The organism is Amycolatopsis tolypomycina (genome assembly GCF_900105945.1).
In the GTDB taxonomy this organism is placed as follows: domain Bacteria; phylum Actinomycetota; class Actinomycetes; order Mycobacteriales; family Pseudonocardiaceae; genus Amycolatopsis; species Amycolatopsis tolypomycina.
Genome location: NZ_FNSO01000004.1, coordinates 5,281,941 through 5,308,516, shown reverse-complemented (window position 1 = coordinate 5,308,516; position 26,576 = coordinate 5,281,941). Strand labels below are relative to the sequence as shown.

Below are 26,576 nucleotides of genomic sequence, written 5' to 3'. Positions count from 1 at the left end.
CTCGGCGCACGCACCGCCGGTGGAGCTGAGGGTTGCAGTACTGTCCTCGCCGACTCAGAACACCGTCGGGAGGACGAGGGTGGCCATAGGAGGCAGGCGGCCTAAGAAGGCCAAAGGCGAGGACCTGATTCGGCAGCTGTACGCCGAACACGGGCGAAGCCTGCTGGCCTACGCGACGAGGCTGACCGGGGATCGGGCGGCAGCCGAGGACGTGGTCCAGGAGACGCTCGTCCGTGCGTGGAAACACGCGGACGACTTGCAGAACGACGGAAAGGGCTCGGTGCGCGGCTGGTTGCTGACCGTCGCGCGCAACCTGGTCACCGACCGGGCACGGGCGCGGGCGGCCCGGCCACAGGAAGTGGCCGAACCGGCCGAAGGCGTGCCGACCCCGGCCGTCGAGCGGGACCACGCCCAAGGCGTGGTCGACTCGATGACCGTGCTCGGCGCGATGGACGGGCTGTCCAACGAGCATCGAGAGGTCCTGGTGGAGATCTACTACCGGGGACGGACGGTGGCCGAAGCGGCGAGAACACTGGGCGTCGCACCGGGTACCGTGAAATCAAGGTCGTACTACGCACTACGAGCACTCAGAGCAGCGATGATTTCGAGCGGAACGGAGGTGGCGCGATGAACTCGGTGGACGAGAGTCACACGCAGCTCGGCGCGTACGCCCTCGGCGCGCTCGATCCGAACGAGGCGGCCGACTTCGAGCGGCGGCACCTGCAGACCTGCGCGCAGTGCCGGTTCGACCTCAACGAACTGGTGGCGCTGCGCGAGTCGCTCGACGAGGTACCGCCCGAGGCGTTCCTCGACGGGCCGCCCGAAGGCGGGGACCTGCTGCTGCAGAAGACCCTGCGCCGGGTGCGCGACGAAGAAGAGCGCGTGGCACCGGCCCGCTCGGGCCGGTCGACGTCACGACGGGGCCTCGCCCTGGTCGCGGCGGCGGTGCTGGTGGTGGCCGCCCTCGGCGGCGGGATCCTGGTGGGCCGCCAGACGGCTCCGGACAACGGCGGAGGCATTGCGGCGCCGCCGTCGAACGTGCCCGGCACGAAGACCGTCGAAGCCCGGGACCCGACGACCGGGGTGCAGCTGGCCGCGACGATCGCTCCGTTCCAGGGCTGGGTCAAGACCGACGTCAGCGTGAAGGGCGTAAAGGCCGGCGAGAAGTGCCTGCTCCAGGTGGTCACCAAGGACGGCAAGGCGGTCACCGCCGGCAGCTGGCAGGTGTCCGAGAAGTGGGAGAGCTCGGGCTTCAACCTCGACGGGTCGGCCCTGGTCGCGCCCGACGACGTGAAGTCGATCGACATCGTCACGGTCGACGGCCGGAAGCTGGTCTCGGCCCAGGTATGACGTGACGGGCGCGCGCTACCGGTTCCGCAGCACGTGGCTGCTGCCGGGAACCGCGCCCGGGCGGGTGTTCGACGTGGTCACCGACCTCGCCGGCTACCCGCGGTGGTGGTCGGACGTCCGCGCGGTGCGCCGCGTGGACGACGACACCGCCGAGCTGGTTTGCCGGTCCCGGCTGCCGTTCCGGATCATCGTCCGGATGCACCGGGACCACCAGGACGAGCGCACGGGCCTGATGCGGGTCAGGCTCAGTGGCGACCTCGACGGGACCCTGGCGGGAGCGGTCCGCGCGGCGGGCGCGGGCACGCTGCTGGAAATCACCCAGGACGTCCAGGCCCGGAAGAAGTTGCTGCAGCGCTTCGACACGGTGGCCCGGCCGCTCTTCCGCGCGAACCACGCGCTGATGATGCGGCGGGGCCACCGTGGGCTTTCCGCCTACCTCACCTGAGGCCCGGCCCCAAACGCCCCAATGTGGCGTTGGTTGCGTTCAACGCACCGAACGCCACATTGGGTGCGTTGGACGCACCGAACGCCACATTGGGGCGCATGGGCCGGGTTACGCCTGACCGGCGGTGCACAGCTCCGGAGCCGCCGGGGCCGTGCGGCTGCGGCGGGCCAGGACCAGGCCGCCCAGTGCCACCGCCGCGATCAGGAAGCCCGCGCTGACGCCGTAGGCCAGCCGGTATCCGGCGGCCAGTGCTTCCCGGTGGTCCAGCCCGCTCAGGCTCTCCGTGCGCGCAGCCGCCACCGCGGCCAGCACCGCCGTCCCCACCGCCGCGCCGACCTGCTGGGTCGTGTTGATCAGTCCCGACGCGACGCCCGCGTCCGCGGCCGGGACGTCCGCCATCGCCAGGCCCATCAGCGCCGGGATGGCCGCGCCGGCGCCGAGACCCATGAGCAGCAGCGGCGGCAGGACGCCGGCGAAGTACGAGCCCGACACCTGGGTGAGCAGCAGCAGGCCGACGATCACCAGGCCGAGGCCGCCCAGCAGCACCGCCCGCGGGCCGAACCGGGCCGCGAGCTTGTCCGCGAAGCCGAGCGACGCCACCGCGATCACCACCGGCACCGGCAGGAACGCGACACCCGTCCGCAGCGCGTCCAGGCCCAGCACCTGCTGCAGGAACAACGCCGTGACGAATTGGAAACCGAGCATCCCGGCGACCATCAGCACCATCACCACGTTGGCCCCGGCCACCGCGCCGATCCGGAACAGCCGCAGCGGCAGCAACGGCGTCCGCGCCTTCGCCTGCCGCACCGCGAACGCCGCGAGCAGCGCGGCGGCCGCCACCAGCGCGCCCCAGGCCGACGCCGAGATGCCGTACACGCCGAGCATCACGGCCGCGGTGACCAGCACCGCGCCGAGCACGTCCAGGCCCGCCCGCAGGCCCGTCCCGCGGTCCGGCGAGACCACCCGCACGGCCAGCGCGAGCGCGGCCACCCCGATCGGCAGGTTGACGTAGAACGTCCAGTGCCAGCTCAGCGCCTGCGTCAGCGCACCGCCCGCGATGAGCCCGATGGACGCGCCCGCCGCCTGCGTGAAGCTGTACACGCCGATCGCCTTGGCCCGGGCGCGCGGTTCCGGGTACATCGTGACGATCATCCCGAGCACCACGGCCGACGCGAGCGCGCCGCCGACGCCCTGGGCGAACCGGGCCACGACCAGCACACCCGCGTCCGTGGCGAGGCCGGCGACCAGCGAAGCCAGCGTGAACAGGCTCAGCCCGCCGAGGAAGACGCGGCGGCGGCCGAGCAGGTCGCCGAGCCGTCCGGAGATCAGGAGCAGGCCGCCGAACGCGACCAGGTACGCCGTGACGACCCAGGAGAGCCCGGCGGGCGTGAAGCCGAGGTCGGCCTGGATCGCGGGCAGCGCCACCGCGACGATGCTGCTGTCGAGCACGACCATCAGCGAGGCGGCGCACAGCACCGCCAGCGCGAGGCCGCGGGAGCGGGTGGGGTGGTTCTCGGCCATGGTGGGCCCCTCCAGACGAGAGTTCCCCTGGTCGTCGCCAGGGCACTTCTTGTAACAGTGCCCATCTTGTGTGACCATGGGGCCGCCGGGAAGGAGGCACTTCCATGTCCCAGGGGAACATCGGTGTACCTGTCCAGGTCACCGAGATCGACCCGGAGAAACTCGACGTCTGCACGGTGCTGGAGGTCATCAACCGCATCAGCGGGAAGTGGGCCATCGGCATCCTCCTGGAGGCCATCCGGGGCCCGGTGCGGTTCACCGAACTCGAGCGCGCGGTCGAGGGCATCAGCCGCCGGATGCTGACGCTGACCCTGCGCAACCTCGAGCGCGACGGCCTCCTGGTCCGCACGATCTACCCGACCGTCCCGCCGCGCGTGGAGTACGAGGCCACGGCGATGGCGAAGGAGCTGTACCAGTCGCTGAACGGCCTGCTCGGCTGGGCGGAGCAGCACCGCGACGACATCGCCGCCGCGCGCGTCGCCTACGACGCCCAACCCTGAAGGGCACTTTCACGTGAAAGTGCCCTTCCTTCCTGAAACGTGGAACGGGCCGCGGTGCGAGGTCGGGGAGACTCGCACCGCGGCCCGCGGTGGCTCGTGCTCAGCGGGGGCGTGAGCACGAACGTTCAGGGGTCAGGCTTTCGCCGTGGCTTCCTCGGGTTCGGGTTGCTGGTCCTCGTCGATCAACGTGGCTTCGTCGAACGGCGCGGTCCCGGCGAACACCCGTTCCGCCTGTTCGCGGTCGAACTCCTTGGTCCAGTTTCCGATGAGGACGGTCGCGACCGCGTTGCCGGCGAAGTTCGTCAGCGCGCGGGCCTCGGACATGAACCGGTCGATGCCGAGGATGAACCCGACGCCGTTGACCAGTTCCGGCCGGTGCGACTGCAGGCCGCTGGCCAGGGTGGCGATACCGGAACCGCTGACACCGGCCGCACCCTTCGACGCGATGATCATGAACACCAGCAGGCCGATCTGCGCGCCGATCGACAGCGGCTCGTCCTGGGCCGCGGCGATGAACAACGTCGCCATGGTCAGGTAGATCGCCGTGCCGTCCAGGTTGAACGAGTACCCGGTCGGCACGGTGATGCCGACGACCGACTTGCCGACACCCAGGTGCTCCATCTTGGCGATCAGCCGCGGCAGCGCCGACTCCGACGACGACGTCGACAGGATCAGCAGGAACTCGCGGCCGAGGTAGCGCAGCAGGCTCAGGATGTTGATGCGGGCGCCGATCCACAGCACCAGGCCGAGGATGACGAACACGAACACCAGGCAGGTGGCGTAGAAGCCGATCATGATCACCGCGAGGCTCTTCAGCGCGGCCCAGCCGGTCGCGCCGACCACGGCGGCGATGGCGCCGAACGCACCGATCGGGGCGGCCCACATGATCATCGCCAGCACGCGGAACACGAGGCGCTGGATGTGCTCGATGCCGCGCAGGATCGGCGCGCCCTTCGAGCCCAGCTTCTGCAGCGCGAAGCCGACCAGCAGCGCGACGAGCAGGGTCTGCAGCACCTGGCCTTCGGTGAAGGCCGACACGAGCGTCTTCGGGATGATGTGCAGCAGGAAGTCGACCGGGCCTTCGGCGCCGGTGGCGGACTTCTGGACGCTCTTCACGTCGGCGGGGTTGAGGTGCAGTCCCTCGCCCGGGTGCAGCAGGTTGCCGACGACCAGGCCGATGGCGAGCGCGAACGTCGACATCACGATGAAGTAGACCAGCGCCATGATGCCGACCTTGCCGACCTTGGCCGCCTTGGCGACCGAGCCGACACCGATCACGATGGTGCAGAAGATGATCGGCGAGATCATCATCTTGATCAGGTTGACGAACCCGTCGCCCAGCGGCTTGAGGCCCTTGGCGAAACCGGGGAAGAGAAAGCCCACCAGGATCCCGAGCACGACCGCGACGATCACGGCGAGGTACAGGTAGTGGGTCTTGTCGCGGCGGCGCGGCGCCGCGTCGGGGGTCGGTGTCGGCACCGTTGCCTCCAGCTAGGGGTGTTCAGGTTGCGGCACACTGTAGGCCGAGTTCGGTGATCCGGCTCACTTGTGTTCATTGAGTTCGTGTGATGATCGCACCGTCCCGTTCGGACAGCGGCCCGAGCGGTGTGCTGGTATGAGGAGGTGCCCCCGACGTTGCGGTCCCACTGGAGCCTGGCCCGCCAGCTGCTCGTGCTGCAGCTGGTGGTGCTCTGCGTGCTGGCCGGCGCCGGCATCACCTTCGCCTGGCTCGACGCGCGGCGCGCGGTGGACGAGAACGCGCACGACCAGGTCCGCGCGGTCGCCCTGACCGTCGCCGACGCGCCGACCGTCGCTGCCGCGGTGACCACGCCGAACCCGAGCGTGACGCTGCAGCCGTTCGCGCAGCTGGTGCAGAACCACACCCAGGTCGACTTCATCACGATCATGAGCCCGGCCGGGATCCGCTACACCCACCCCAACCCGGCGCTGATCGGGCAGCACTACATCGGGAACATCGACAAGGCGCAGCGCGGCGAGCAGCAGACCGAGACCTACACCGGCTCGCTCGGCCCGTCGGTGCGCACGGTCGTCCCGGTGTTCGACGCCGGCCACCGGGTCGTCGCGCTGGTCGCGGTCGGGATCACCGTCGCGGCGATCTCGGCGGAGCTGCGCGAACGCCTGTGGCCGCTGTTCGGCGTGGCCGGCGCGGTGCTGGTGGTCGGCGCGCTCGGCGGCTGGCTGATCAGCGCCCGGCTGCGGCGCCAGACCCGCGGCGTCGCGCCGGACGAGCTGAGCAACCTCTTCGAGTACCACGAAGCCGTGCTGCACTCGGTCCGCGAAGGCGTGCTGCTCGTCGGCCGGGACGGGCGGATCGGCCTCTGCAACGACGGCGCCCGCACGCTGCTCGGCCTCGACGCCGACCCGGTCGGCCGCGACCTGGCGACGCTGGGCCTGCCGGACGGGCTGGCCGAGGCGTTCACGTCGGAGGAGAACCGGGCCGAGGAACTGCACCTGACGGACTCGCGCGTGCTGCTGGTCAGCACGACCGCCGTCCGCTCGGGCGGCCGGGCGCAGGGCACCGTCGTGGTCCTGCGCGACCACACGGAACTGCAGTCGCTCACCGGGGAGCTGACCACCGCCCGCGGGCTGGCCGAGGCGCTGCGGTCGCAGGCGCACGAGGCCGCGAACCGGCTGCACACGGTCGTTTCCCTGGTCGAGATCGGCAAACCCGAGCAGGCCGTCGAGTTCGCCACCGCCGAGCTGGCGTTCGCGCAGGAGCTGACCGACCGGGTCGTCGGCGCGGTCGCCGAGCCCGTGCTCGCCGCGCTGCTGCTGGGCAAGGCGGCCGAAGCGAGCGAACGCGGGGTCGAGCTGACGGTCACCCCGGACACGGTGATCGACGACGTCTCGCTCGGCGTCGAGGCCCGCGACCTGGTGACCATCCTCGGCAACCTGATCGACAACGGCCTCGACGCGGCCGTGCGCGGCACCGGGCACCCGAAGGTCGTCGTCACCGCCCGCTCCGACGAGGACGGCCTGCTGCTGCGCGTCGCGGACAACGGGCCGGGCGTGCCCGAGGACGCCGACGTGTTCCGGCGCGGGTGGTCGACGAAGGCGGAGGACGGCCACGGGCTCGGCCTCGCGCTCGTCGGGCAGGCGGTGCGCCGCTACGGCGGCACGGTCGAGGTCGGGCGCGACGGCGGCGCGGTGTTCACCGTGCGCCTGCCGCGGCAGGAGGCGGGCCGGTGATCCGCGTGCTGGTGGTGGAGGACGAACCGGTCGCCGCGGAGGCGCACCGCGTCTACGTCGAGCGGCTGCCGGGGTTCGCGGTGGCCGGCGTGGTCCATTCCGGCGGCGAGGCACTGCGGTTCTGCGAGCGCGAGCCGGTCGACCTGGTGCTGCTGGACTTCTACCTGCCGGACACGCACGGCCTGGCGGTGTGCCGCTCGCTGCGCGCGGCCGGGCTGCCGATCGACGTCATCGCGGTGACGTCGGCCCGCGACCTCGGGCTGGTGAAGGCGGCGGTGTCGGTCGGCGTGGTGCAGTACCTGCTCAAGCCGTTCACGTTCGCGACCCTGCGCGAAAAGCTCGAGCGCTACGCGGAATTCCGCGACGCGTCCGGCGAGGTCACCGGCCAGGCGGAGATCGACCGCGCCCTCGGCGCGCTGCGCACGACCGAGCAGCCGCCGTTGCCCAAGGGCATGAGCGTCCAGACCCTGGAGGCGATCACCGACGCGCTTTCAGGTGCGGCGGACGGACTTTCGGCGGGCGCGGCGGCCAGCGCGATCGGTGCGTCCCGCGTGACGGCCCGGCGGTACCTGGAGTACTTGGCGGACAACGGCATGGCCCACCGCGAGCCGCACTACGGCCAGGTCGGCAGGCCCGAGGTCTGGTACCGGCTGACTCGCGGATAAATCGACCTATACCGCGCAGCTGACGACTTCTGGCGGTTCCGCGCGGCGCCTCCCATGCGATAGACCGGAAAGATCACCGACCAGGGGAGTGCCGCCATGCGGAAGTGGGCCGGGTTCGTCGCAGTGCTGGCTTTGTCACTCGGGCTCGCCACTCCGGCGCAGGCCGGGGAGCCCGCCGCGGGTGTCACCGATGTCCAGGTCACCGGGCCGGTCGCGCAGCGGTTCAACCTCGTCGTTCTCGGGGACGGCTACACCGCCGCCGAGCAGCCGAAGTTCTTCGCCGACGTCGAGCGGCACGTGAACACCCTGTGGTCGCTGGAGCCGTTCAAGTCCTACCGCAGCTACTTCAACGTCTACGCCGTCTCAATCGCCTCGCCCGAGTCCGGTGTGGACTGTGACCCCTCGCTCGACGCACCACGCCGGGACACCCCGCTGAACATGGGGTTCTGGGGCGGCTGCAACCCGCAGAGCGTGCAGCGGCTGCTGACCGTCGACGACGACGCCGCGCAGCGGTACGCCGACCTGGTGCCCGGCACGTCCCCGGCGAACCGGCAGATCCTGGCGATCGGCAACAGCGCCACCTACGGCGGCGCGGGCGGCGCCTACGCGACGGCGTCCGGCGGCAACGCCCTGTCCGCGCTGATCTCGCCGCACGAACTCGGCCACTCGCTCGGCGGCCTCGACGACGAGTACGACTACTACGCCCGCAACGTCCCGGGCGGCGCCTACGAAGGCGGCGAGCCGGACTCGATCCACCACACGCTGCTGACCGAGCAGCAGATGCGCGCGCAGCACGCGAAGTGGTGGCGCTGGCTCGGTGAGCCGAGCGAGTCCGGCGGCACGATCGGCCGGTCCGAAGGCGGCCTGTACAGCCAGACCGGCGTCTGGCGGCCGAGCGCCCACTCGATGATGAAGACGCTGGGCTACGCGTTCGACCAGGTCGGCCGCGAGCGGATGACGCAGCGCATCGCGGCGAAGGTCCCGCTCGTCGCCGGCGGGACGCCGGCCGGGACGATCGGCGCCGACCGCGTCGTCTGGGTGCGCCCGATGCACCCGGTGAGCCACCGCCTGGACATCCGCTGGACCCTCGACGGCGTCGCGCTGCCCGGCCGGGAGGCGGTCGACCTGCGCCGCGTCCACGTACGGCCCGGCCGTCATGTCCTGACAGCGACGGTCACCGACCCGACGCCGTTCGTCCGCGACCCGGCGGTCCGGCCGTCCGCGACCCGGACCTGGACGGTCGACACCACGGTGGTCACCCCGCCGGCGAGCGGCCCGGCGGTGGTGGCGTCGACGCCGACGTCACGCCCGGTCGGCGCCCACGACGTGGTGTACGTCGAAACGGGCGAGCCGACGGGCTCGATCCCGCAGGTCGCCTGGACGCTGGACGGTCGCTTCGCCGGGACGGGCGCCGACTTCGCCCTGGACGCACCCCGCGGCACGCACAAGCTCACCGCCACGACCGGCGGCCGGACCCTGACGTGGACGGTGGACGGAACAGGCCCGCAGACGACGGCGGAGCTCCCACCCGGCTCGGTGTTCCACGGCTCGTTCCCGATGCGGCTCTCCTCGCCCGACGGAATGCCGGAGTTCCGCGTCGACGGCGACGGCTGGCACAAGTACTTCGGCTGGCCGACGGACCCGAACGCCCCGTACTTGTTCACGGCACGCGGCACGGACATCGACGGGTTGGCGTACGGCAACCTCGGCTCGGGCGGGCTGACGGTTTCGCCGTTCGCCGAGCGGACGCCGGGGTATGGCAAGCACCGCATCGAGTACCGGTCCATCGACGCGGCGGGGAACGTGGGCCCGACGAAGTCGTTCACGGTTACGCTGCTGCCGTAAATCGGTCGCCGTTGAGGGCCGCGGGCTTGTAGGGTCCGCGGCCATGGGAACTTTGTGGATGCCCGCCTGCGGGCGGGCGGTTCAGCGGCCCCGGCGCGCCTGACGGCGCGCTTCGCTGACGATCCGCGCCGTACTTCCGGATGCCCCGGCACCCGGAGGCGGTCCCGCGACCCCACCGGGTGCTCCGTTCCGCAAGTCTGGAGTGCCTTCCCTTGTCCCGTTCCGTCCACGGCGGACGCCACGAACTCGGCCAGAACTTCCTGCACCACACCCCGACGATCGACCGGATCGTCCGGCTCGTCCGCGCCACCGACGGCCCGATCCTCGAGATCGGCGCCGGCGACGGCGCGATCACCGGGCGCCTGGTGGCGCTCGGGCGGGACGTCCGGGCCGTCGACCTCGACGAGCACCGCGTGCGCCGGCTCCGGCGCCGTCTGCAGTCGGTGACCGTCGTCCACGACGATGCCCTGCGGACGCCGCTGGACCGGCCGGTCGTCGTCGGCAACCTGCCGTTCCACCTGACCACGCCGATCCTGCGGCGGCTGCTCACCGACGGCCGCTGGACCGAGGCCGTCCTCCTCACCCAGTGGGAGGTGGCCCGCAAACGCGCCGGTGTCGGCGGCCGCACGATGCTGACCGCCCAGACCGCGCCCTGGTTCGACTTCACGTTGCACGCCCGCGTGCCCGCCGACGGCTTCCGGCCGAAACCCAGTGTCGACGGCGGACTCCTGACGATCTCGCGGCGGCGCGAGCCGCTTGTCGACCCGGCCGACCGCGCGGGCTACGAACAGTTCGTGCGCGCGGTGTTCACCGGCCGCGGCCGCGGAATCGGGGAGATCCTCCCGAAATCGCGGCGCGCCACCCTGAAGGCCGCCGGGATCCCGCCGTCAGCCCTGCCGCGGGACCTCACCCCGCGGCAGTGGACGGCGGTGTGGCACGGCTAGCGCGGCCGTCCGGGCACCCCTGGCCGCGTCTGCCAGGGGTGCGGCCCGGCCAGCGGCCGGTACTCCACGCCCAGCGCGTCCAACCGCGGCAGGTGGTGGTCGCGCAGCCGCGGCAGGAACTCCGCGTAGTCCCGCGGCCCGGGACTCCACGCCACCTCCGCGAACGCCGACAGCCGCGGAAAAGCCATGTAGTCCACCCGCCGGACGCTGTCCAGGTGCTCGCTCCACACCTGCGCCTGCACCCCGCGCAGCCGCTCCCCGCTCAGCGCCGGCGCATACGCGTACACGTCCTCCAGCGTGTGGACCCAGCCGACCGGGATCGGCTCCGCGGGATCCGCCGACTGCCGGTGATCGAGGTACACGTGCTGCTCCGGGCACATCACCACGTCGTGTCCGTGCGAAGCCGCCCGGACGCCCGCGTCCTCGTTGCGCCACGCGCCGATCACCATCGGCGGCAGGCCGTCGATGTCGAGGACCTCGTCCCAGCCCATCGGCGTCCGGCCGCGGGCCACCAGGTGCTCGGCCAGCTGCCGGACGAACGCGCGGTGCTCGTCGGTCGCGCCCGGTGTCTCGTCGCCGCCGAGGGCGATCACCGGGGACGGGAAGATCTCCAGCAGGTGGTTGAACACCTGCCGGAAGAAGTCCAAAGTGGACGCGACGGGCGAAAGCAGTGAAGTGCTGATCCCCCAGGAGGTCCAGACTTCGGAGGCGGACGCCGACGTCCCCAAAGCGGGATAGGCGGCAAGAGCTGCTCGCGCGTGACCGGGGATGTCGATCTCCGGCACCACCGTGACGGCCCGCGAGGCGGCGTAGGCGACGATCTCCCGCAGGTCGTCGCCGGTGTAGAACCCGCCGTGCGGACGGCCGTCCTGCTCGCCCCCGCTGCCCACCATCGACGACGGCCGCCAGCCACCCACCGACGTCAACCGCGGAAACGCAGGCACCTCGAAGCGCCAGCCCTGGTCGTCGGTGAGGTGCAGGTTGAGCACGTTCAGCTTGTGCGCGGCCAGCAGGTCGACGAACCGGAGCACCTCCGCCTTCGTCCGGAAGTGCCGGGCGACGTCGAGCAGGCAGCCGCGCCAGCCGAACCGCGGGTGGTCCTCGACGACCCCGCACGGCAGCGACGACGGCGCGAACCCGGCGACCCGGAACGCGGCCGGCCCCGCGAGCTGCCGCAACGTCTCCCGCCCGTAGACCTCCCCGGCAGGATCGGCCACCTCCAGAACGACACCAGAAGGGGAGATCGAAAGCCGGTACCCCTCCGGTGGCAGGGAGGCAGGCCGTACGTCCACTGTGGACGGCCAGGGGTATGTGCCCGGCGCGGGTGTCACCGAAACCGGGCGGGGGAGCAGCGTGTCGAAAGCCATGTCAGCCCTTCACGGCGCCGGCCATGCCGGACACCAGCCGTCGCTGGACGAGGACGAAGAACACCAGCACCGGGATCGTCATCAGCGTCGACGACGCCATCACCGCACCCCAGTCCGTGTCCTCCGGCTTGAAGAACACCAGGATCGCCTGCGGCAGCGTCTGGTTCTCGGTCTTCGAGACGATGAACGTCTTCGCGAACAGGAAGTCGTTCCACGCGTGGATGAACGCGAGCACGCTCACGGCCACGAGCCCGGGCGCCACCAGCGGGAACAGGATCTGCCAGGTGAACCGCATCCGCGACGCGCCGTCGAGCTTGGCGGCCTCTTCGAGCTCCACCGGCACGGCGGCGACGAACCCGCGCAGCATCCAGATCGCGAACGGCAGGCTGAACGCCAGGTGCACCAGCACCAGCGAGCCGAGCTCGTTGAGACCCAGCGCCGGCACCGCGCCGCCGAGCGACCGCATCAGGAAGAACAGCGGGATCGTCAGCGCCTCCACCGGCACCATCTGGGCGACCAGCGTCATCACCAGCAGCACGGTCCGGCCCTTGAAGGAGAACCGCGTCAAGGCCACGGCCGACAGGAACGACATCACCAGCGACAACGCCACGACGACCAGGGCCACGACCAGGCTGTTGACGAAGTACCGCCCGAAGCCCGACACGGTGAGCACACGCGAGAAGCTGTCGAAAGACGGGCTGAAAGTCCACGGCTTCGGGGAAGCCGACTGGATCTCGCCCGGCGGCTTCACCGCCGACAGCACCATCCAGTACAGCGGGAACGCGACGATCCCGGCGATGACGACGGTGACGACTTCGGCGACCAGCCGCCCGGGACGTTTCACAGCCATGCCGCGCTCCGGCGCTGCGCCCGGACGTACAGCCCGGTGACCGACAGCAGCAACAGCGTCATCACGACTCCGATCGCCGAGCCGAGGCCGTACTCCTGCCCGGCGAAGGCCTGTTGGTAGGCGTAGACGTTGAGCACGAGGTTGCGCCCGGCCACGCCGCCGCCGTTGGTCATCACGTAGATCTGGGTGAACACCTTGAAGTCCCAGATGATCGACTGCACGGTGGCGATCAGCAGCAGCGGCCGCACCATCGGGAGCACGATCGTCCACGTCGTGCGCCACGCCGACGCGCCGTCGAGCGACGCCGCCTCCAGGACCTCGTCCGGCACGCCCTTGATCCCCGCGTACATCGTGACCAGCACGAACGGGAACGAGCACCAGATCACCTCGGCCGCGACCAGCCCGAACGCGCCGAGCGTGCCGAACGTCCACGAGTGGTGTTCGAACGGCAGCCCCAGCCCCGACAGCACCTCGTTGACCAGGCCGAAGTCGGTGTCGAAGAGGAACAGCCAGACGTAGGAGCCCGCGATCGCCGGCGTCGACCACGCCCCCAGCGCGGCCAGGAACAGCAGCATCCGGGGGAGCGACCGCACCCGCGAAGCCAGCACGGCGAGCCCGGTGCCGACGACCAGCGAGCCGACGACACAGGCCGCGGCGAACCCGACCGTCTTCGCCAGCACGGTCCAGAACTGCGCCTGGGACAGCAGGTCGGCGTAGTTCGCGAAGCCGAGGAACACCAGCGGCGCGTTGCCCGCGGCTTGCGGCTGGCCGTAGTCGTAGAAGGAGATCAGGACCAGCTGGTAGATCGGGTAGGCCAGCAGCGCGGCGAGCAGGATGCCCGCCGGGGCGAGGTAGAGCGCGGCGGCCCGGCCGTCCCCCTTCCGCCGCGGCCGCCGTGCGGGGGCCGTGACGTAAGGGGCGTCCTGGAGCGTCACCACTAGCCGAAGGCCTTGTTCATCGCGGCGGCCGCGTCGGCCAGTGCCGCCGACGGGTCCTTGCCGCCGGTCGCGATCTGCTGCACGGCCGTCGGCAGCACGTTCTGGCTGTCGATCTTCGACCACGCCGGCGTCGCCGGGACGAACTTCGTGCCCGCCTTGAGCGTGTCGACGAACGGCTTGAGGAACGGGTCGTTCGCGGCGAGCTTCTGCTGCACGCTGCCCAGCGTCGGCAGGTTGCCCATCGCGGTGTACATCTTCTCCTGGTACTTCGCGCCGCCGAGCAGCTCGACGAACTCCAGCGCCAGGCTGCGGTGCTTGCTCGCCTTGAACACGCCCAGCAGGTTGCCGCCGGCGAACGCGGGCGCGACGCTCCCCGCGGTCGTGCCCGGGATCGGCACGACGGCGTACTTGCCCTTCACCGCACCCTGCTCGACGGCCTTGCGGTTGAAGTCGCCGCCGATCGTCATCCCGGCCTTGCCGCCGGCGAACGCCGTGACGCTCTGCGTGCCGGTGAGGTTCGCGCACTGCGCGGGCGGGCAGATGTCGTCCTTGAGCAGGTTCGCGTACTGCGTCACGCCGGCCTTGGCCTGCTCGCCGGTGACCGTCGACGTCCACTTGCCGCCCTGCGCCTGGGCCAGCTCCCCGCCGTTGGCCCACAGGAAGGGCAGCATCGCGTAGGTGTACTTGCCGCCGACGGAGATGCCGTAGAGGTCCGGCTTGGCGGCCCGGATCCGGCGGGCGGTGTCGGTCAGCTCGGCCAGCGTCGACGGCGGCTTGAGACCCAGCTCGGTGAAGACGTCCGTGCGGTAGTACAGCGCGCGGATGCCGGTGTACCAGGGCAGGCCGTAGGTCTGACCGCCGGACTTCGCGGTGTCCAGCACGGTCGGGATGAGGTCCTTGCCCTCGGGCCACGCCGCGATGTCGCCGGTCAGGTCGGCCAGCGCGCCGGTGGCCGCGTAGCTGGAGACGTCGGTGTTGCCGAACTCGGCGACGTCCGGGGCGTTGGCCGGGTCGTTGAAGGCACCCGAGAACTTGTCGGCGCGGCCCTCGACCGGCACCCACTGGACGTCGACCTCGACACCGGCGTGCGCGGCCTTGAACTCGGTGATCGCCTCCTTGACCGCGGCCTCCTTCGGCGCGCGGTTGGCCTCGTCGAACAGCCAGACGCGGACGGTGCCGGTCTTCTCGTCCCCACCGCCGCCCGCGGGCGCGGACTGGGTGGGGGCGCAGCCGGCCAGCAGGACCAGCGCGGCGGCGAACGGCAGCAGTCTCATGGGTGCCTCCAGTGGGGGACCGGGGTCAGGCGAAGTAGACGGAGTTGACGCTGCCGACGGCGAGCGAACCGGCGGGGGCGCCGGGCAGGCCGGTGGCCGGGTCGCGCGGCAGCCAGGTGACGGTGCCGGAGCGCTGGTTGGAGACGTAGAACCAGCTTTCGGACGGGTCGAGGGCCACGTGCCGCGGCCAGTTGCCACCGGTGGGCACGTTCGACAGCAGCTTCAGCGTCGCGCCGGACGCCGAGAACGTGGCCAGGGTGTTCGGGCCGCGAACGGTGGCGTAGACGAACTTGCCGTCGTTCGACACGACGATCTCGCCCGGGAACCGGTCACCGGTGCTCCCGGCGGGCACGGCCGGGACGACCGAGAGCGCTTTCAGCTTCCCGGCCGCCGCGTCCCAGCTCGCCACCGTCACCTCCGCGCGCAGCTCGCCGAGGATGTAGGCGAACTTCCCGGTGCGGTCGAAGGCGAGGTGCCGCGGCCCGGCACCGGAAGGCAGCTTCAGCTGCTGGTGCAGCGAAAGCTTCCCGGCGGCGAAGCCGTAGACGTACACCGAGTCCGCGCCGAGGTCGACCGCCAGCACCCACCGGCCGGTCGGGTCGTTGACGACCTGGTGCGCGTGCGCGTCCCGCTCGGCGCCGTGGTGGGTGACGAGGTCCGTGGCCGTGCCGAGCTTGCCGCCGGCCAGGATCGGCAGCACGACCACGCTGCCCGAGCTGTAGTTCGCGGCCAGCACGTACTTCCCGCTCGAATGCACGCTCAGGTGCGTCGGCGCGCCACCCTTCGACGAAACCTTGTTGAGCAGCTTCGGCTTCGCCGGGTCGGCGAGGCTCAGTGCCGAGACGTACCCGGCCGGGTCGCCTTCGTTGGTGACGTACAGCGTCTTGCCGTCGGCGCTGCGGTCGAACCACGACGTGTCGGTGATCCCCGGGATCGTCCGCAGCAGCGACAGGGCCGCGCCGGACCGGGTGGCGACATCGAGGCCGTGCCCGGTCGCCCCGCTGGTGTAGCTGCCGACATACACGGTCGTACCGGCGAAGCAGCCCTTCTCCGTGGTAACCGCCCCGGCGACCTGCGCGCCGAGAACGGTGGCGGCCCCCGCGCCGGCCGCGGCGCCGAGGAACGTGCGACGGGAAAGTCCGGTCATCGTCATTGTCTCCCAACGGGTTTCGGCGGTGACAGGCTCCAGTATGGTCTAGACCACGGCCATGAGCAATGCCGAAACCCCGAAACCCGAAAGGGAAAGCACGGTTTCCAGCGCGGTCCAGGACCGAAGAGTCTGCGGCACGGTGAGGTTGAAGTACCGCGAAACGATCCAGAAGCCGCCGTCGTTGACGTGCGAGGCGATGATCGAGCCTGCCGAAATCGCCATCACCAGCAGTGCCAGCTGGATCTGCGAATACCCCAGCTGGGCCACGGTCGGCGCGATGATGCCGCTCGTGGTCACGATGGCGACGGTAGCCGAGCCCTGCGCGATCCGCATGCCGCAGCTGATGACGTACGCCGCGAGCAGCACCGGCAGCCCGGCGTCGTGCAGCGAGTCGGCCACGGCCTTGCCGATCCCGGTCGCCGACAGCACCGCGCCGAAGAACGCGCCCGCGCCGACGACCAGCAGGATCATCGCGACCGGCCGCAGCGACTTGGCGGCCAGCTCGTTGAGGTCCTTGCCGGTGAACCCGCGCCGCAGGCCCAGCAGCCAGGAGGCGAGCAGCACGGCGACGGTCAGCGCGACCGCGGGAGTGCCGATGAACGCGGCGACGCCGGCGAGCGCGGAACCCTTGGGCAGCCAGATGCTGCCGAACGTGCCGGCCAGGATCAGCACCAGCGGCACCGCGATGATCGCCCCGACCAGGGCCAGCGACGGCGGGTTCTCCTCCTGCTCGCCCTCTTCCTCGGCGAAGACCATGTCCTCGGGCACCTCGACGGTGATCCGCTTGCCGATCCACGTCGAGTAGAGGACGCCGCCGACGAGGAACGCCGGGATTCCGCAGGCCAGGCCCATCAGGATGATCCAGCCGAGTTCGACGTGCAGCAGGCCGGCCGCGGCCACCGGGCCGGGGTGCGGCGGCAGGAAGGCGTGCGTGATCGACAGGCCCGCCAGCAGCGGCATCGCGTACAGCACCAGCGACTTGCCGCCCTGGCGCGCCGCGACGTAGACAAGCGGGGCCAGCACGAAGATACCGATGTCGAAGAACACCGGGATGCCGAAGACGAACCCGGCGACGCCCATCGCGAGGGGTGCCCGCTTCTCGCCGAACGACCGCAGCAGCGCCCCGGTGAGCACCTTCGCGCCACCCGAGCGTTCCAGGATCGAGCCGAGGATCGTGCCGAGCCCGATGATCGCCGTGATGTGGCCCAGGATGCCGCCGAACCCCTTTTCCAGCAGGGAGTCCGACGCCTTCTGCGCCGAGCCGACGATCGTCCCGACCGGCAGGCCCGCGGCCAGCGCGGTGAGCAGGCCGACGACGATCAGCGCGATGAACGGCTCCAGCTTCAGCTTGATGATCAGCACCAGCAGGACGGCGATCGAGACGGCGGCGAGCGTCAGCAGCCCGCCCGTGGTGTGTTGCAGCCAGTGGATCATCGGGCTCTCCGGGGGTTGCGCAGGGAGTGGCCGGCGAGGGCGCCGGTGGGGCTTCCGTCGTCGAGGGCGGCGACGCCGTTGACGAAGACGTGGGTGATGCCCGCGGCGGCCTGCCGCGGGTCGTCGAAGGTGGCGGTGTCGGCGACCGTGTCGGGGTCGAAGAGCACCAGGTCGGCGGCGTACCCGGCGCGGACGAGCCCGCGGTCGGCCAGCCGCAGCCGCCGCGCGGCCCGCCCGGTCAGGTGGGCGACGCACTCGGCGAGGTCCAGCACGCCCAGTTCGCGGACGTACCGGGCCAGGTAGCGGGGGAACGTGCCCCACGCGCGCGGGTGCGGCCGGGCGCCGACGAGCAGCCCGTCGCTGCCGCCGGTGTGCGTCCGGTGCCGCATGATGGCCTGGACGTTCTCCTCGTGCCCGACGTGCATCAGGCACGACGTCCCGAGCCGTTCGTCGAGCAGGGTGTCGAAGTACAGCTTCGCCGGTTCGGTGCCTTGTGTGCGGGCCGACGCGGCGACGCTGTGCCCGACGAGGTGGGCGTTGTGCTCGTTGCGGACGCCGTTGATTTCGATGGCGTCCCAGTCGATCGGGACGCCGTGCGCACCGTCCGAACCGGACTCTTCGATCTCGGCGCGGATCCGCTCGCGTTCGTCTGCATCGGACAAGCGGGCGAGGGTGGCGTCCAGGCCGCCTTCGGTGGCCCAGCTCGGCAGCAGCGCGCTCAGGTAGGTCGCGCCCGGCAGGTACGGGTACGTGTCCAGCGAGATGTCGCAGCCGTCGTCGAGGGCGTCGTCCAGCAGCTTCAGCAGGTCGGGCGCCTTGCCCTTGTTGACCGAGAAGTTCATCGTCGCGTGCGCCAGGTGCAGCGGGCAGCCGGACTGCCTGCTCACGTCGATCATCTCGGCGAAGGCTTCGAGGGCGCCCTTGCCGTAGCTGCGGTGGTGCGGGCTGTAGAACCCGCCCAGCTCGCCGACGACCCGGCACAGCTCGACCAGTTCGCTCGTCTCCGCGTACATCCCCGGCGTGTAGGTGAGGCCGGACGACATCCCCATCGCGCCCTCGTGCAGGCCGGCTGCGACCAGTTCCTTCATCCGGTTCAGCTCGGTCTCGGTGGCCGGGCGGTCGGCCCAGCCGACGGCGAGCATCCGGACCGTGCCCTGTGGCACGAGGTAGGCGGCGTTGACGGCGATGCCCTGGTCGAGGCGGTCGAGGTACTCGCCGACCGAGCGCCAGTTCCAGTCGAACCCGGCCGGGTCGTCGTTCCAGCCGGCGAGCTGCTGGCGCAGGGCTTCGAGCACGACGTCGTCGACCGGCGCGTAGGAGAGCCCGTCCTGGCCGAGCACCTCGGTCGTCACGCCCTGGGTGATCTTGGCCGGGTGGTCCGGATTGGCCAGCAGCTGCAGGTCGGAGTGCGAATGCATGTCGATGAACCCGGGCGCGAGCACCAGGCCGTCGGCGTCGATCGTCCGGCCACCGGTGAGCGAACCCGCGTCGGCGACCTCCGCGATCTTCCCGTCGGAGATGCCGACGTCGTGGCGGGCGAGCGGGCCGCCGGTGCCGTCGGCGACCAGCGCGTTGCGGACGACGACGTCCATCAGAACCACGTCCGGACGTAGTCGACGACGGTTTCGCCGTCGGCCGCGGTCACCGGCAGCAGCGGCCACTTGTCGAACACCGTGCACGGGTGGGACAGGCCGAGCCCGATCCAGTCGCCGACTTCGACCGGCGAGCCCGGCGGCAGCGTGAGGAAGGCGTGCTGGTCGTTCATCTTCGCGACGACGTGGCCGTCGAGCGGCTCGGCCGGGCCGCCCGGCGTCCGGCGCAGCTGCGGCTCGGGCATGCCCTCGTCGAAGGACGCGTCCCGCTTGCCGAGGGTGAGCAGCGCGAGCGCGTCCGACGGCTTCGACGTCACCTGCGCCCACGCCCGCAGCGCCGGCCGGAAGGAGTCGACGCCGTCGATGCGCGGGTGGTCGCCGAGCGGGGAGATCTCGCGGTAGAAGCCGTCGTCGTGGGTCAGGTAGGCGCCGCTGCGCAGCACCGGCAGCACGTCGAGGCCGTCCGGCCACGGCTTGGTGAGCTCGTTCGCGACCTGGTCGAAGTACGCGCTGCCGCCGGCGGTGACGATGATCTGCCCGTCGAGCAGTCCCTTGTCCGCGAACGAAATCGCGAGTTCGCGGAGACCGTCCACATAGGAGCTGATCTTCCGCAGCGCGGCTTCGTCGGTGTCGTGGGACAGCGCGCCCTCGTAGCCGCCGGTGCCGCGCAGCCGCAGCACCGGGCTCGCGTGGACCGCCTCGGCGACCGCCAGCGCCGTCGCGGTGTCGCGGACGCCGGTGCGCCCGCCGTCGGCGCCCAGCTCGACCAGGACGTCCACCGGGCGTTCGCTGCCTTCGAGGGCCGCGGTCATCAGCTCGACGCCGCGGACCGAGTCGACCCAGCAGACGAACTCGAACGCGGGGTCGGCCGCCAGCTCGGCGGCCAGCCAGCGCAGGCCGGCGCGGTCGACGAGCTGGTTGGCCAGCAGGATCCGGGAGACGCCGAAGGCGCGGTAGATCCGGAGGTGACCGGCGTTCGCGCAGGTCACGCCCCAGGCGCCGTGGTCCGTCTGGCGCGCGAACAGCTGCGGTGCCATGGTCGTCTTGCCGTGCGGTGCGAGCACGACGCCCCGCGCGGCGCACCACGCGGCCATCGTCCGCAGGTTGTGTTCGAGCGCTTCTTCGTCGAGGACGACGAAGGGGGCGAAGAACCCGTCGGTGAACAGGTTGAGCCTGCGGTCCGCGGCTTCGTCCAGGGTGAGCCCGGTCAGGGCGGGGGCGGCGTTGCGGAAGCGCCAGTCGATGCGCTCCCGGCGGAGGGCATCGAGCGCGGCGGCGTTCATCGTGCATGCGTTCATCAGGCGGCGACCCCTGTTGCATATAGTGCAACGACTGTTGCGCATTTTGAGTGCCATAGGTGTAGCATCCGGGTCGCCACAGGTCAACGGGGTGAAGGGCAGGGAGACGGACAGTGACGAGCGGGCCCGAGGTGTTGTGCGTGGGCGAGACGATGGCCCTGTTCGTGCCCGCCGAGCCCGGCCCGCCGGACGAGGTGAAGCGCTGGGTCCGCACCATCGGCGGCGCCGAGTCGAACGTGGCCTGCAACCTGCCGACGCTGGGCGTCCGCAGTGGCTGGGTGAGCGCGGTCGGCGACGACCCGTTCGGCCGGGCGATGCTGCGGGAGGTGGCGTCCCACGGCGTCGACGTCAGCGCGTGCTCCGTCGACCCGGCGCGCCCGACCGGGCTCTACGTCAAGGAAAGCGGCGCCGGCGGCAGTCCGGTGCGCTACTACCGGACGGGCTCGGCCGCGTCCGGGATGGGGCCGTCCGTGCTGGACCGGCTCGACCTCGACGGCGTCCGCGTGATCCACCTGTCCGGCATCACGCCCGCGCTGTCGGACAGCTGCCTCGAACTGGTGCGCGCGATCCTGGCCATGCCCCGCGGCGACCGGCTGATCTCCTTCGACGTCAACCTGCGGCCCGCGCTCTGGGCCGGCCGTGACCCGGGGCTGCTCGCCGAGCTGGCCGCCCAGGCCGACATCGTCCTGACCGGCGACGACGAGGCCGAGCGCGTGTGGGGGACCGGTGACCCGGCGAAGCTGCGGGCCCTGCTGCCGCAGCCGCGCACGCTCGTCGTCAAGCACGGCGAACGCGGCGCGACGCTGGTCGAGGGCGAGCCGCTGTTCGCACCCGCGCTGCAGGTCGACGTCGTCGAGCCGGTCGGCGCGGGCGACGCCTTCGCCGCCGGGTTCCTCGCCGCGACCCTGCGCGGCGCCACGCCGTTGGAGCGGCTTCGGCAGGGGCACCTCCAGGCCGCGGTCACCCTGCTCACGCACGACGACGTCGGGGTGCCGCTGCCGCGCGACGTCGTGGCTACCCTGCTGCAGGCAGACCCGGACGAGTGGCGTTCGGCGCGGCTGACCGGTGAAGGGGTGGTGCGCACGTGAGTCAGAGCTTGGACCGCGCGTTGACGCTGCTGAACTCGATCGCGCAGGACGCGCGCACGCTCGACGACCTGGCCGACGAGATCGGCGTGCACAAGTCGACCGTGCTGCGGCTGTTGCGCACCCTCGAACAGCACCACTTCGTCCGCCGCGAAGGCGCCCGGCACTACCGGCTGGGCAGCGCCATGTTCGACCTCGCCAACCAGGCCCTGGACTCCTTCGACGTCCGGCGCAGCGCCCACCCGGCGTTGGCGGCCCTCAACGCGCGCACCGGGCACACCGTGCACCTGGCCAGCTACGAGGACGGCGAAGTCGTCTACATCGACAAGTTCGAGGGACGGCACTCGGTGCGGATGTACTCGCGCATCGGCAAGCGCGCGCCGCTGCACTGCACGGCGGTGGGGAAGGTGCTGGTCGCGGCGATGCCGCCGGCCCGCCGCGAGGAGATCGCCCGGTCCATCGAGTACCCGGTGCGGACGCCGAACACGATCACCACGCCCGCGGACTACCTCGCCGAACTCGAACGCGTGGCCCAGCGCGGGTACGCCGTCGACAACGCCGAGCACGAGGACTTCATCCACTGCATCGCGGCGCCGGTCCGGGGAACCGGCGGCGAGGTGCTGGCCGCCGCGTCGATGTCGGTGCCGAAGGTGCTGCTCGACTACGAAGGCCTGCTGGCGCTGGTGCCCGAGCTGCGGGCCGCCACGAAGGAAGCTTCCGTCCACAGTGGATGGACGGAGAACGGAAAGGGGCACTGATGAGCAAGACGGCAGTTTCCACCGAGAACGCGCCGAAGCCGCCGGCGAAGTTCTCGCAGGCCGTCCGCAAGGGGAACCTGCTGCAGGTCGCCGGCCAGGTCGCCTTCGACCCGGCCACGGGCGCGATCGTCGGCGACGACGTCGCCGGCCAGACGCGGCAGACGTTCAAGAACATCGAGGCCGTGCTGGCGGCGGCGGGCTCCAGCCTCGCCGACGCGATCATGGTCCGGGTGTACCTGACCGACACCGCGCACTTCGCGCCGTTCAACGAGGTGTACGACGAGCTGATCGGCGACGAGCCGCAGCCCGCCCGTACGACCGTGTACGTCGGCCTCCCGGGCGAGCTCCTCGTCGAGATCGACGTGCTCTGCGTGCTGGACTGAGCCTTCGGCGGGCGGTCAGCCCAGGACGCTCGTGTAGCCGTTCAGGGCCGGCTGCCCGCCGAGGTGGGCGTAGAGGACGTTCGAGTCACGGGCGATCTCGCCGTTCTCGACGAGATCGATGAGGCCCGCCATGGATTTGCCCTCGTACACCGGGTCGGTGATCATCCCCTCCAGCCGGGCGCACGTCTCGATGGCGTCCAAGCATGCTTTGTCGGGGATGCCGTAGATCCCGCCGTGGTAGCGGTCGTCCAGCTCGACGTCGGGGATCTCACCGGCGCCGATCAGCTCGGCGGTGTTGCGCGCGATGCGCGTGACCTGCTCGCGGGTTTCGCCGGGCTTGGCGGAAGCGTCGATGCCGAGGATGCGGCGGTGCTTCCCGAGGGCGGTCCCGGCGACCATCCCGCCCTGGGTGCTGCCGGTGACCGAGCAGACGATCACGGTGTCGAAGAAGACGCCGAGTTCTTCTTCCTGTTTCTCGAGTTCGACGATCCAGTTCGCGAAGCCGAGGCCGCCGAGCCGGTGGTCGGAGGCGCCGGCGGGGATGGCGTACGGCTTCCCGCCCCGCGCTTCCACCTCGGCGACCGCGTTCTCCCACGCCTCCTTGAAGCCGATGCCGAAACCGGCCTCGACGAGCCGGACGTCGGCGCCGAGGATGCGCGAGAGCTGGATGTTGCCGACCTTGTCGTAGAGCGGGTCGTGCCAGTCGACCCAGCTTTCCTGCACGAGAACGGCCTTCAGTCCGGCCCGCGCCGCGGCCGCGGCGACCTGGCGGGTGTGGTTGGACTGGACGCCGCCGATGGAGACGAGCGTGTCGGCGCCCTGCTTCAGCGCGTCGGCGACGAGGTACTCGAGCTTGCGGGTCTTGTTGCCGCCGTAGGCGAGACCGGAGTTGACGTCTTCACGCTTGGCCCAGATCTTCGCGCCGCCGAGGTGTTCGGTGAGGCGGTCGAGGGGGTGCACCGGCGACGGGCCGAAGAGCAGCGGGTAGCGGGGGAAGTCGGCGAGGGTCATCGGTCCTCCAGCAGATCGGTCCAGATGGTCGAGATCACCTCGACGGCGGTTGGGGTGTCGTGCTTCTCGAGCGCGTCGATGAGCATCGTGTGGCGCTCGACGGAGTTCCAGGCGAGTGCCGAGCTGAAGCGCGCGTGTTCGAGGCGGCGCAGCAGCGGGGTGTAGCGGTCGAGGGTCGCGGCGACGGCGGCGTTCCCGGCCAGCCGGACGGGGACGTCGTGCAGCTCGTCGTCGGCCTTGACGGCGGCCGCGATGTCCCGGGCCTCGATGGCTTTCGCGAACCGGTCGTTGGCCGCGCGCATGGCGGCGATGTCGGCGGGACGGCACCGCGCGGCGGCCCGGCGGACGGCGAACTCGTGCAGCACCCGGACGATCTCGCGGGCGTCGAGGACGTCGGGGGACATCACCTCGGAGACGCGCGTGTAGCTCTGCGGCTTGGAGTCCACGAGGCCGTCGTCGGCCAGCCGCCGGAGGGCCTCGCGGACGGGCGCCTTCGAGAGCCCGAGCTGGTCGGCGAGGTCGCCGTCGCGCAGCGGCGCCCCGGGCGGGAGCGTGCCGTCGACGATCGCGCGGCGGATGCGGTCGTACGCCTCGTCGCGAAGCAGGGGGCGAGTGACCTTCGAGAGACTCACATCTAACATGTTAGATGTCGGCGAGTGGGCCGGCAAGGGTGCGTCTGCTCAGCTCGGCGTGGTGAGCTGCCGGGCGAGGTCGGTGAACTCGTCGAAGGCGTGCCGCCCTTGCCGCAGCACGGCCGACATCTCGGCGGAGTGCGCCAGCCGGGCAGCCGGGGCGCGGTCGAACCACAGCGTCCGCAGCGCCCGATCGGCTTCCGCGACGGCCAGCGCGCCGGCGACCAGCTCGTCCGGTCCGACCAGGCGGAGCAGGAGAAGGGCCTTCTTGAGATCGCTGCGCGCGGTCCAGTAGCGCTGCTCCGCATCGGCGACGAGTTCGGGGCTCGGGGGCAGGGAGGGCGCGACCGTGCGGACGGTCCGGAAGAGCCAGAGAACGGAGTCGCGAGCGGCGGTCGCTGCCTCGACGAGCTGGGCGGACCGCAGGGCGCGTTCTTCCCGAAGGCGCGTCCGGGCCGCGACCCGCGCTTTGACGGGTTCGAGGAAGGCGCCGGAAGGACTCCGGCGAGCGCGAACACCCCGGCGACGAGTGGAGTAAGCACGACCCGGAAGTGTGCCGCACGTCGCAGCCGGAGCGAACCGCTCAGCCGACGCGGGGTGGTTTCAAGCGGGCCGGCGTGCGGCACTGCCGGCCCGCCCGCCTCGGCCGGTGCGGGACGCAACCGAGGCGATCTTCAACGGCGGGGCCGACCCGATGCGGCCCCGGCCGGGCCCAGAGCTCAGCCGGTCCGACCCGACTCCGGCCGGCGCGGGTCCCGACCTAGGCGATCTTTACTGCCCCACCCTGGCCCCGGCCGCTCTTCAAGGCGGGGTGGCCCGACCCGGCCCCGGCCGGCGCGAGGCCAGGCCAAGCCGTCGAATCAGTAAACCGGGCCGGTGTACTTCTCGCCGGGCCCCTGCCCGGGCTCGTCGGGCACGGCCGAAGCCTCCCGGAAGGCCTTCTGCAGCGACTGCAGCCCGTCCCGCAACGGCCCGGCGTGCAGGCCGAGGTACTCCGCGGAGGCGGTCACCAGCCCGGCCAGCGCCGTGATGAGCCGCCGCGCTTCGTCGAGGTCGCGGTGGGGAGAGGTCGCCGGGTCGGCGTCGGCGAGCCCGAGCCGCTCGGCGCCGGCCGACAGCAGCATCACCGCCGCGCGGCTGATCACCTCCACACTGGGGATGTCCTCCAGGTGGCGGGCGTCGGGGGAATACGGGGGCTGTTCGGAGGGTTGTTCTGACACGTCTGGTACCCTTCCACGAGCGACCAGCTCCCGAGCGATCGGGGGCGGCAAGTGGAGCCCCGCTCCCACCCGCGTCACCGTACAGGTGGCCGGGTCCGGTCTCACCCGTCCAGGGTGAACAAGTGCCTTCGCGGGCACGATCGGAAACAGAGTGGGCCCCGCGCACCGCATGGTGTCGGGGCCTTCGCTATGTGGGCACCAGGTCGAAACGAGAACAGGAAACATTCCTCGGACCAAGGAGGCCCCATCAGCTCCGAGACACGCATCAACGACCGAATCCGGGTGCCGGAAGTCCGTCTCGTCGGACCCGCCGGCGAACAGGTCGGCATCGTCCGGATCGAGGATGCGCTGCGCCTGGCGCAGGAGAACGACCTCGACCTCGTCGAGGTCGCGCCGCAGGCCCGCCCGCCGGTGTGCAAGCTCATGGACTTCGGCAAGTTCAAGTACGAGAGCGCGCAGAAGGCCCGCGAATCGCGGCGCAACCAGCAGCTGACCGTCATCAAGGAACAGAAGCTGCGCCCCAAGATCGACCAGCACGACTACGAGACCAAGAAGGGTCACGTGTCGCGCTTCCTGGCGGCGGGCAACAAGGTCAAGGTCACGATCATGTTCCGCGGCCGCGAGCAGTCCCGGCCGGAGCTCGGCTACCGGCTGCTGCAGAAGCTCGCCGAGGACGTCACCGAGCTGGGGTTCGTCGAGTCGTCCGCCAAGCAGGACGGCCGCAACATGATCATGGTGCTGGCCCCGCACAAGAACGTGAAGCCGAAGGCCAAGGCCGAGCCCGCCCCCGAGCAGGCCCCCGAGGCGTAGGCGCCGACCAGCACGAGTCAGCGGCTCACCGGTTCTCCGGTGAGCCGCCGCACGAAAGAGGACAGAAATGCCGAAGATGAAGACCCACAGCGGGACGTCCAAGCGCATCCGCAAGACGGGGACGGGCAAGCTGCGCCGCCAGATGACCGGCCGGCGCCACCGCATGGAGAAGAAGTCCAGCCGCGTGACCCGCCGTCTCGAGGGCACCACCGAGGTGTCGAAGACCGAGGTCGGCCGCGTCAAGCGCCTGCTCGGCATCTGATCCCGCAGAACTTGCTGTAACCACCCGGGGCG

At 71.2% G+C, this 26,576-nt stretch carries 26 protein-coding genes; 13 read left to right on the top strand and 13 right to left on the bottom strand.

All coding sequences use genetic code 11. The features are described 5' to 3' along the window. Window positions 1-79: 79 nt before the first annotated feature. The 3 genes from BLW76_RS33810 to BLW76_RS33800 are packed head-to-tail and all read left to right on the top strand — an operon-like array spanning window position 80 to window position 1,795. A complete protein-coding gene (locus BLW76_RS33810) occupies window positions 80-631 on the top strand; it encodes a sigma-70 family RNA polymerase sigma factor (RefSeq protein ID WP_026469270.1) in 552 nt (183 codons plus the stop codon). After that, window positions 628-1,350, top strand: coding sequence for an anti-sigma factor family protein (locus BLW76_RS33805; RefSeq protein WP_091315171.1), 723 nt, complete (start codon window positions 628-630; stop codon window positions 1,348-1,350). Before BLW76_RS33810 ends, BLW76_RS33805 begins: the two co-directional genes overlap by 4 nt. Before the next feature lies 1 nt (window position 1,351). Beyond that, the gene (locus tag BLW76_RS33800) at window positions 1,352-1,795 is read left to right on the top strand and encodes an SRPBCC family protein (protein ID WP_091315168.1); all 444 of its coding nucleotides are present in this window, start codon (window positions 1,352-1,354) and stop codon (window positions 1,793-1,795) included. Window positions 1,796-1,903: 108 nt separating this feature from the next. On the opposite strand, the gene BLW76_RS33795 is transcribed toward BLW76_RS33800, so the two are convergent. After that, window positions 1,904-3,316 carry an MFS transporter gene (locus tag BLW76_RS33795; RefSeq protein ID WP_091315165.1) on the bottom strand — a complete coding sequence of 471 codons (1,413 nt, stop codon included), beginning with the start codon at window positions 3,314-3,316 and terminating at the stop codon, window positions 1,904-1,906. Between the two features lie 104 nt (window positions 3,317-3,420). Here BLW76_RS33795 and BLW76_RS33790 point away from each other — a divergent pair, with 104 nt between their 5' ends. Further along, a complete protein-coding gene (locus BLW76_RS33790; RefSeq protein WP_091315163.1) occupies window positions 3,421-3,816 on the top strand; it encodes a winged helix-turn-helix transcriptional regulator in 396 nt (131 codons plus the stop codon). Window positions 3,817-3,948: 132 nt separating this feature from the next. On the opposite strand, the gene BLW76_RS33785 is transcribed toward BLW76_RS33790, so the two are convergent. Next, a complete protein-coding gene (locus tag BLW76_RS33785) occupies window positions 3,949-5,295 on the bottom strand; it encodes a cation:dicarboxylate symporter family transporter (protein WP_091315160.1) in 1,347 nt (448 codons plus the stop codon). Between the two features lie 156 nt (window positions 5,296-5,451). Here BLW76_RS33785 and BLW76_RS33780 point away from each other — a divergent pair, with 156 nt between their 5' ends. From BLW76_RS33780 to erm, 4 genes are all read left to right on the top strand, one after another. Beyond that, the gene (locus tag BLW76_RS33780; RefSeq protein ID WP_091315157.1) at window positions 5,452-7,026 is read left to right on the top strand and encodes an ATP-binding protein; all 1,575 of its coding nucleotides are present in this window, start codon (window positions 5,452-5,454) and stop codon (window positions 7,024-7,026) included. Further along, the gene (locus BLW76_RS33775) at window positions 7,023-7,691 is read left to right on the top strand and encodes a response regulator (RefSeq protein WP_091315154.1); all 669 of its coding nucleotides are present in this window, start codon (window positions 7,023-7,025) and stop codon (window positions 7,689-7,691) included. The genes BLW76_RS33780 and BLW76_RS33775 overlap by 4 nt, the downstream gene beginning before the upstream one ends. Before the next feature lie 96 nt (window positions 7,692-7,787). Beyond that, window positions 7,788-9,536, top strand: a complete 1,749-nt coding sequence (locus BLW76_RS33770; protein WP_091315152.1) for a M64 family metallopeptidase — start codon at window positions 7,788-7,790, stop codon at window positions 9,534-9,536. A gap of 212 nt (window positions 9,537-9,748) precedes the next feature. Then, entirely contained in the window at window positions 9,749-10,480 is a 732-nt protein-coding gene (gene erm, locus BLW76_RS33765; RefSeq protein WP_244170442.1) for a 23S ribosomal RNA methyltransferase Erm, read from the top strand. On the opposite strand, the gene BLW76_RS33760 is transcribed toward erm, so the two are convergent. Genes BLW76_RS33760 through BLW76_RS33725 form a run of 8 tightly spaced genes read right to left on the bottom strand, consistent with a single transcriptional unit; the run spans window position 10,477 to window position 20,383 of the window. Beyond that, window positions 10,477-11,847 carry a beta-N-acetylhexosaminidase gene (locus BLW76_RS33760; RefSeq protein WP_091315148.1) on the bottom strand — a complete coding sequence of 457 codons (1,371 nt, stop codon included), beginning with the start codon at window positions 11,845-11,847 and terminating at the stop codon, window positions 10,477-10,479. The genes erm and BLW76_RS33760 overlap by 4 nt on opposite strands. A gap of 1 nt (window position 11,848) precedes the next feature. Next, entirely contained in the window at window positions 11,849-12,697 is an 849-nt protein-coding gene (locus tag BLW76_RS33755; protein ID WP_091315145.1) for a carbohydrate ABC transporter permease, read from the bottom strand. Beyond that, window positions 12,688-13,635, bottom strand: coding sequence for a carbohydrate ABC transporter permease (locus BLW76_RS33750; protein ID WP_091315142.1), 948 nt, complete (start codon window positions 13,633-13,635; stop codon window positions 12,688-12,690). Before BLW76_RS33750 ends, BLW76_RS33755 begins: the two co-directional genes overlap by 10 nt. Further along, window positions 13,635-14,909: an extracellular solute-binding protein gene (locus tag BLW76_RS33745; RefSeq protein ID WP_091315140.1), complete on the bottom strand. Its 1,275-nt coding sequence runs from the start codon at window positions 14,907-14,909 to the stop codon at window positions 13,635-13,637. The genes BLW76_RS33750 and BLW76_RS33745 overlap by 1 nt, the downstream gene beginning before the upstream one ends. Before the next feature lie 25 nt (window positions 14,910-14,934). Next, window positions 14,935-16,062: a lactonase family protein gene (locus BLW76_RS33740; RefSeq protein ID WP_091315137.1), complete on the bottom strand. Its 1,128-nt coding sequence runs from the start codon at window positions 16,060-16,062 to the stop codon at window positions 14,935-14,937. Between the two features lie 42 nt (window positions 16,063-16,104). Further along, window positions 16,105-17,493 carry a GntP family permease gene (locus tag BLW76_RS33735; protein WP_091315134.1) on the bottom strand — a complete coding sequence of 463 codons (1,389 nt, stop codon included), beginning with the start codon at window positions 17,491-17,493 and terminating at the stop codon, window positions 16,105-16,107. Beyond that, the gene (locus BLW76_RS33730; protein ID WP_091315131.1) at window positions 17,490-19,085 is read right to left on the bottom strand and encodes an N-acyl-D-amino-acid deacylase family protein; all 1,596 of its coding nucleotides are present in this window, start codon (window positions 19,083-19,085) and stop codon (window positions 17,490-17,492) included. Before BLW76_RS33730 ends, BLW76_RS33735 begins: the two co-directional genes overlap by 4 nt. Next, the gene (locus tag BLW76_RS33725; RefSeq protein WP_091315128.1) at window positions 19,085-20,383 is read right to left on the bottom strand and encodes an amino acid deaminase; all 1,299 of its coding nucleotides are present in this window, start codon (window positions 20,381-20,383) and stop codon (window positions 19,085-19,087) included. Before BLW76_RS33725 ends, BLW76_RS33730 begins: the two co-directional genes overlap by 1 nt. Before the next feature lie 152 nt (window positions 20,384-20,535). Between BLW76_RS33725 and BLW76_RS33720 the strand changes: the two genes are divergently transcribed. Genes BLW76_RS33720 through BLW76_RS33710 form a run of 3 tightly spaced genes read left to right on the top strand, consistent with a single transcriptional unit; the run spans window position 20,536 to window position 22,609 of the window. Then, a complete protein-coding gene (locus BLW76_RS33720) occupies window positions 20,536-21,471 on the top strand; it encodes a sugar kinase (RefSeq protein WP_244170702.1) in 936 nt (311 codons plus the stop codon). After that, entirely contained in the window at window positions 21,468-22,226 is a 759-nt protein-coding gene (locus BLW76_RS33715; RefSeq protein WP_091315122.1) for an IclR family transcriptional regulator, read from the top strand. Before BLW76_RS33720 ends, BLW76_RS33715 begins: the two co-directional genes overlap by 4 nt. Continuing rightward, complete coding sequence (locus BLW76_RS33710; protein ID WP_091315120.1) at window positions 22,226-22,609, top strand: RidA family protein; 384 nt, start codon at window positions 22,226-22,228, stop codon at window positions 22,607-22,609. Before BLW76_RS33715 ends, BLW76_RS33710 begins: the two co-directional genes overlap by 1 nt. A gap of 15 nt (window positions 22,610-22,624) precedes the next feature. On the opposite strand, the gene BLW76_RS33705 is transcribed toward BLW76_RS33710, so the two are convergent. From BLW76_RS33705 to BLW76_RS33695, 3 genes are all read right to left on the bottom strand, one after another. After that, window positions 22,625-23,620 carry a 1-aminocyclopropane-1-carboxylate deaminase gene (locus BLW76_RS33705; RefSeq protein WP_091315117.1) on the bottom strand — a complete coding sequence of 332 codons (996 nt, stop codon included), beginning with the start codon at window positions 23,618-23,620 and terminating at the stop codon, window positions 22,625-22,627. After that, the gene (locus tag BLW76_RS33700; RefSeq protein ID WP_091315114.1) at window positions 23,617-24,261 is read right to left on the bottom strand and encodes a GntR family transcriptional regulator; all 645 of its coding nucleotides are present in this window, start codon (window positions 24,259-24,261) and stop codon (window positions 23,617-23,619) included. The genes BLW76_RS33705 and BLW76_RS33700 overlap by 4 nt, the downstream gene beginning before the upstream one ends. A gap of 851 nt (window positions 24,262-25,112) precedes the next feature. After that, window positions 25,113-25,472: a DUF1844 domain-containing protein gene (locus BLW76_RS33695; RefSeq protein ID WP_167384819.1), complete on the bottom strand. Its 360-nt coding sequence runs from the start codon at window positions 25,470-25,472 to the stop codon at window positions 25,113-25,115. 189 nt (window positions 25,473-25,661) lie between these two features. On the opposite strand from BLW76_RS33695, the gene infC reads away from it, so the two are divergent. After that, a complete protein-coding gene (gene infC / locus BLW76_RS33690) occupies window positions 25,662-26,282 on the top strand; it encodes a translation initiation factor IF-3 (protein WP_086840451.1) in 621 nt (206 codons plus the stop codon). Window positions 26,283-26,349: 67 nt separating this feature from the next. Further along, on the top strand, window positions 26,350-26,544 hold the full coding sequence (rpmI, locus tag BLW76_RS33685) for a 50S ribosomal protein L35 (RefSeq protein WP_043780277.1): 195 nt from the start codon (window positions 26,350-26,352) through the stop codon (window positions 26,542-26,544). Window positions 26,545-26,576 lie beyond the last annotated feature (32 nt).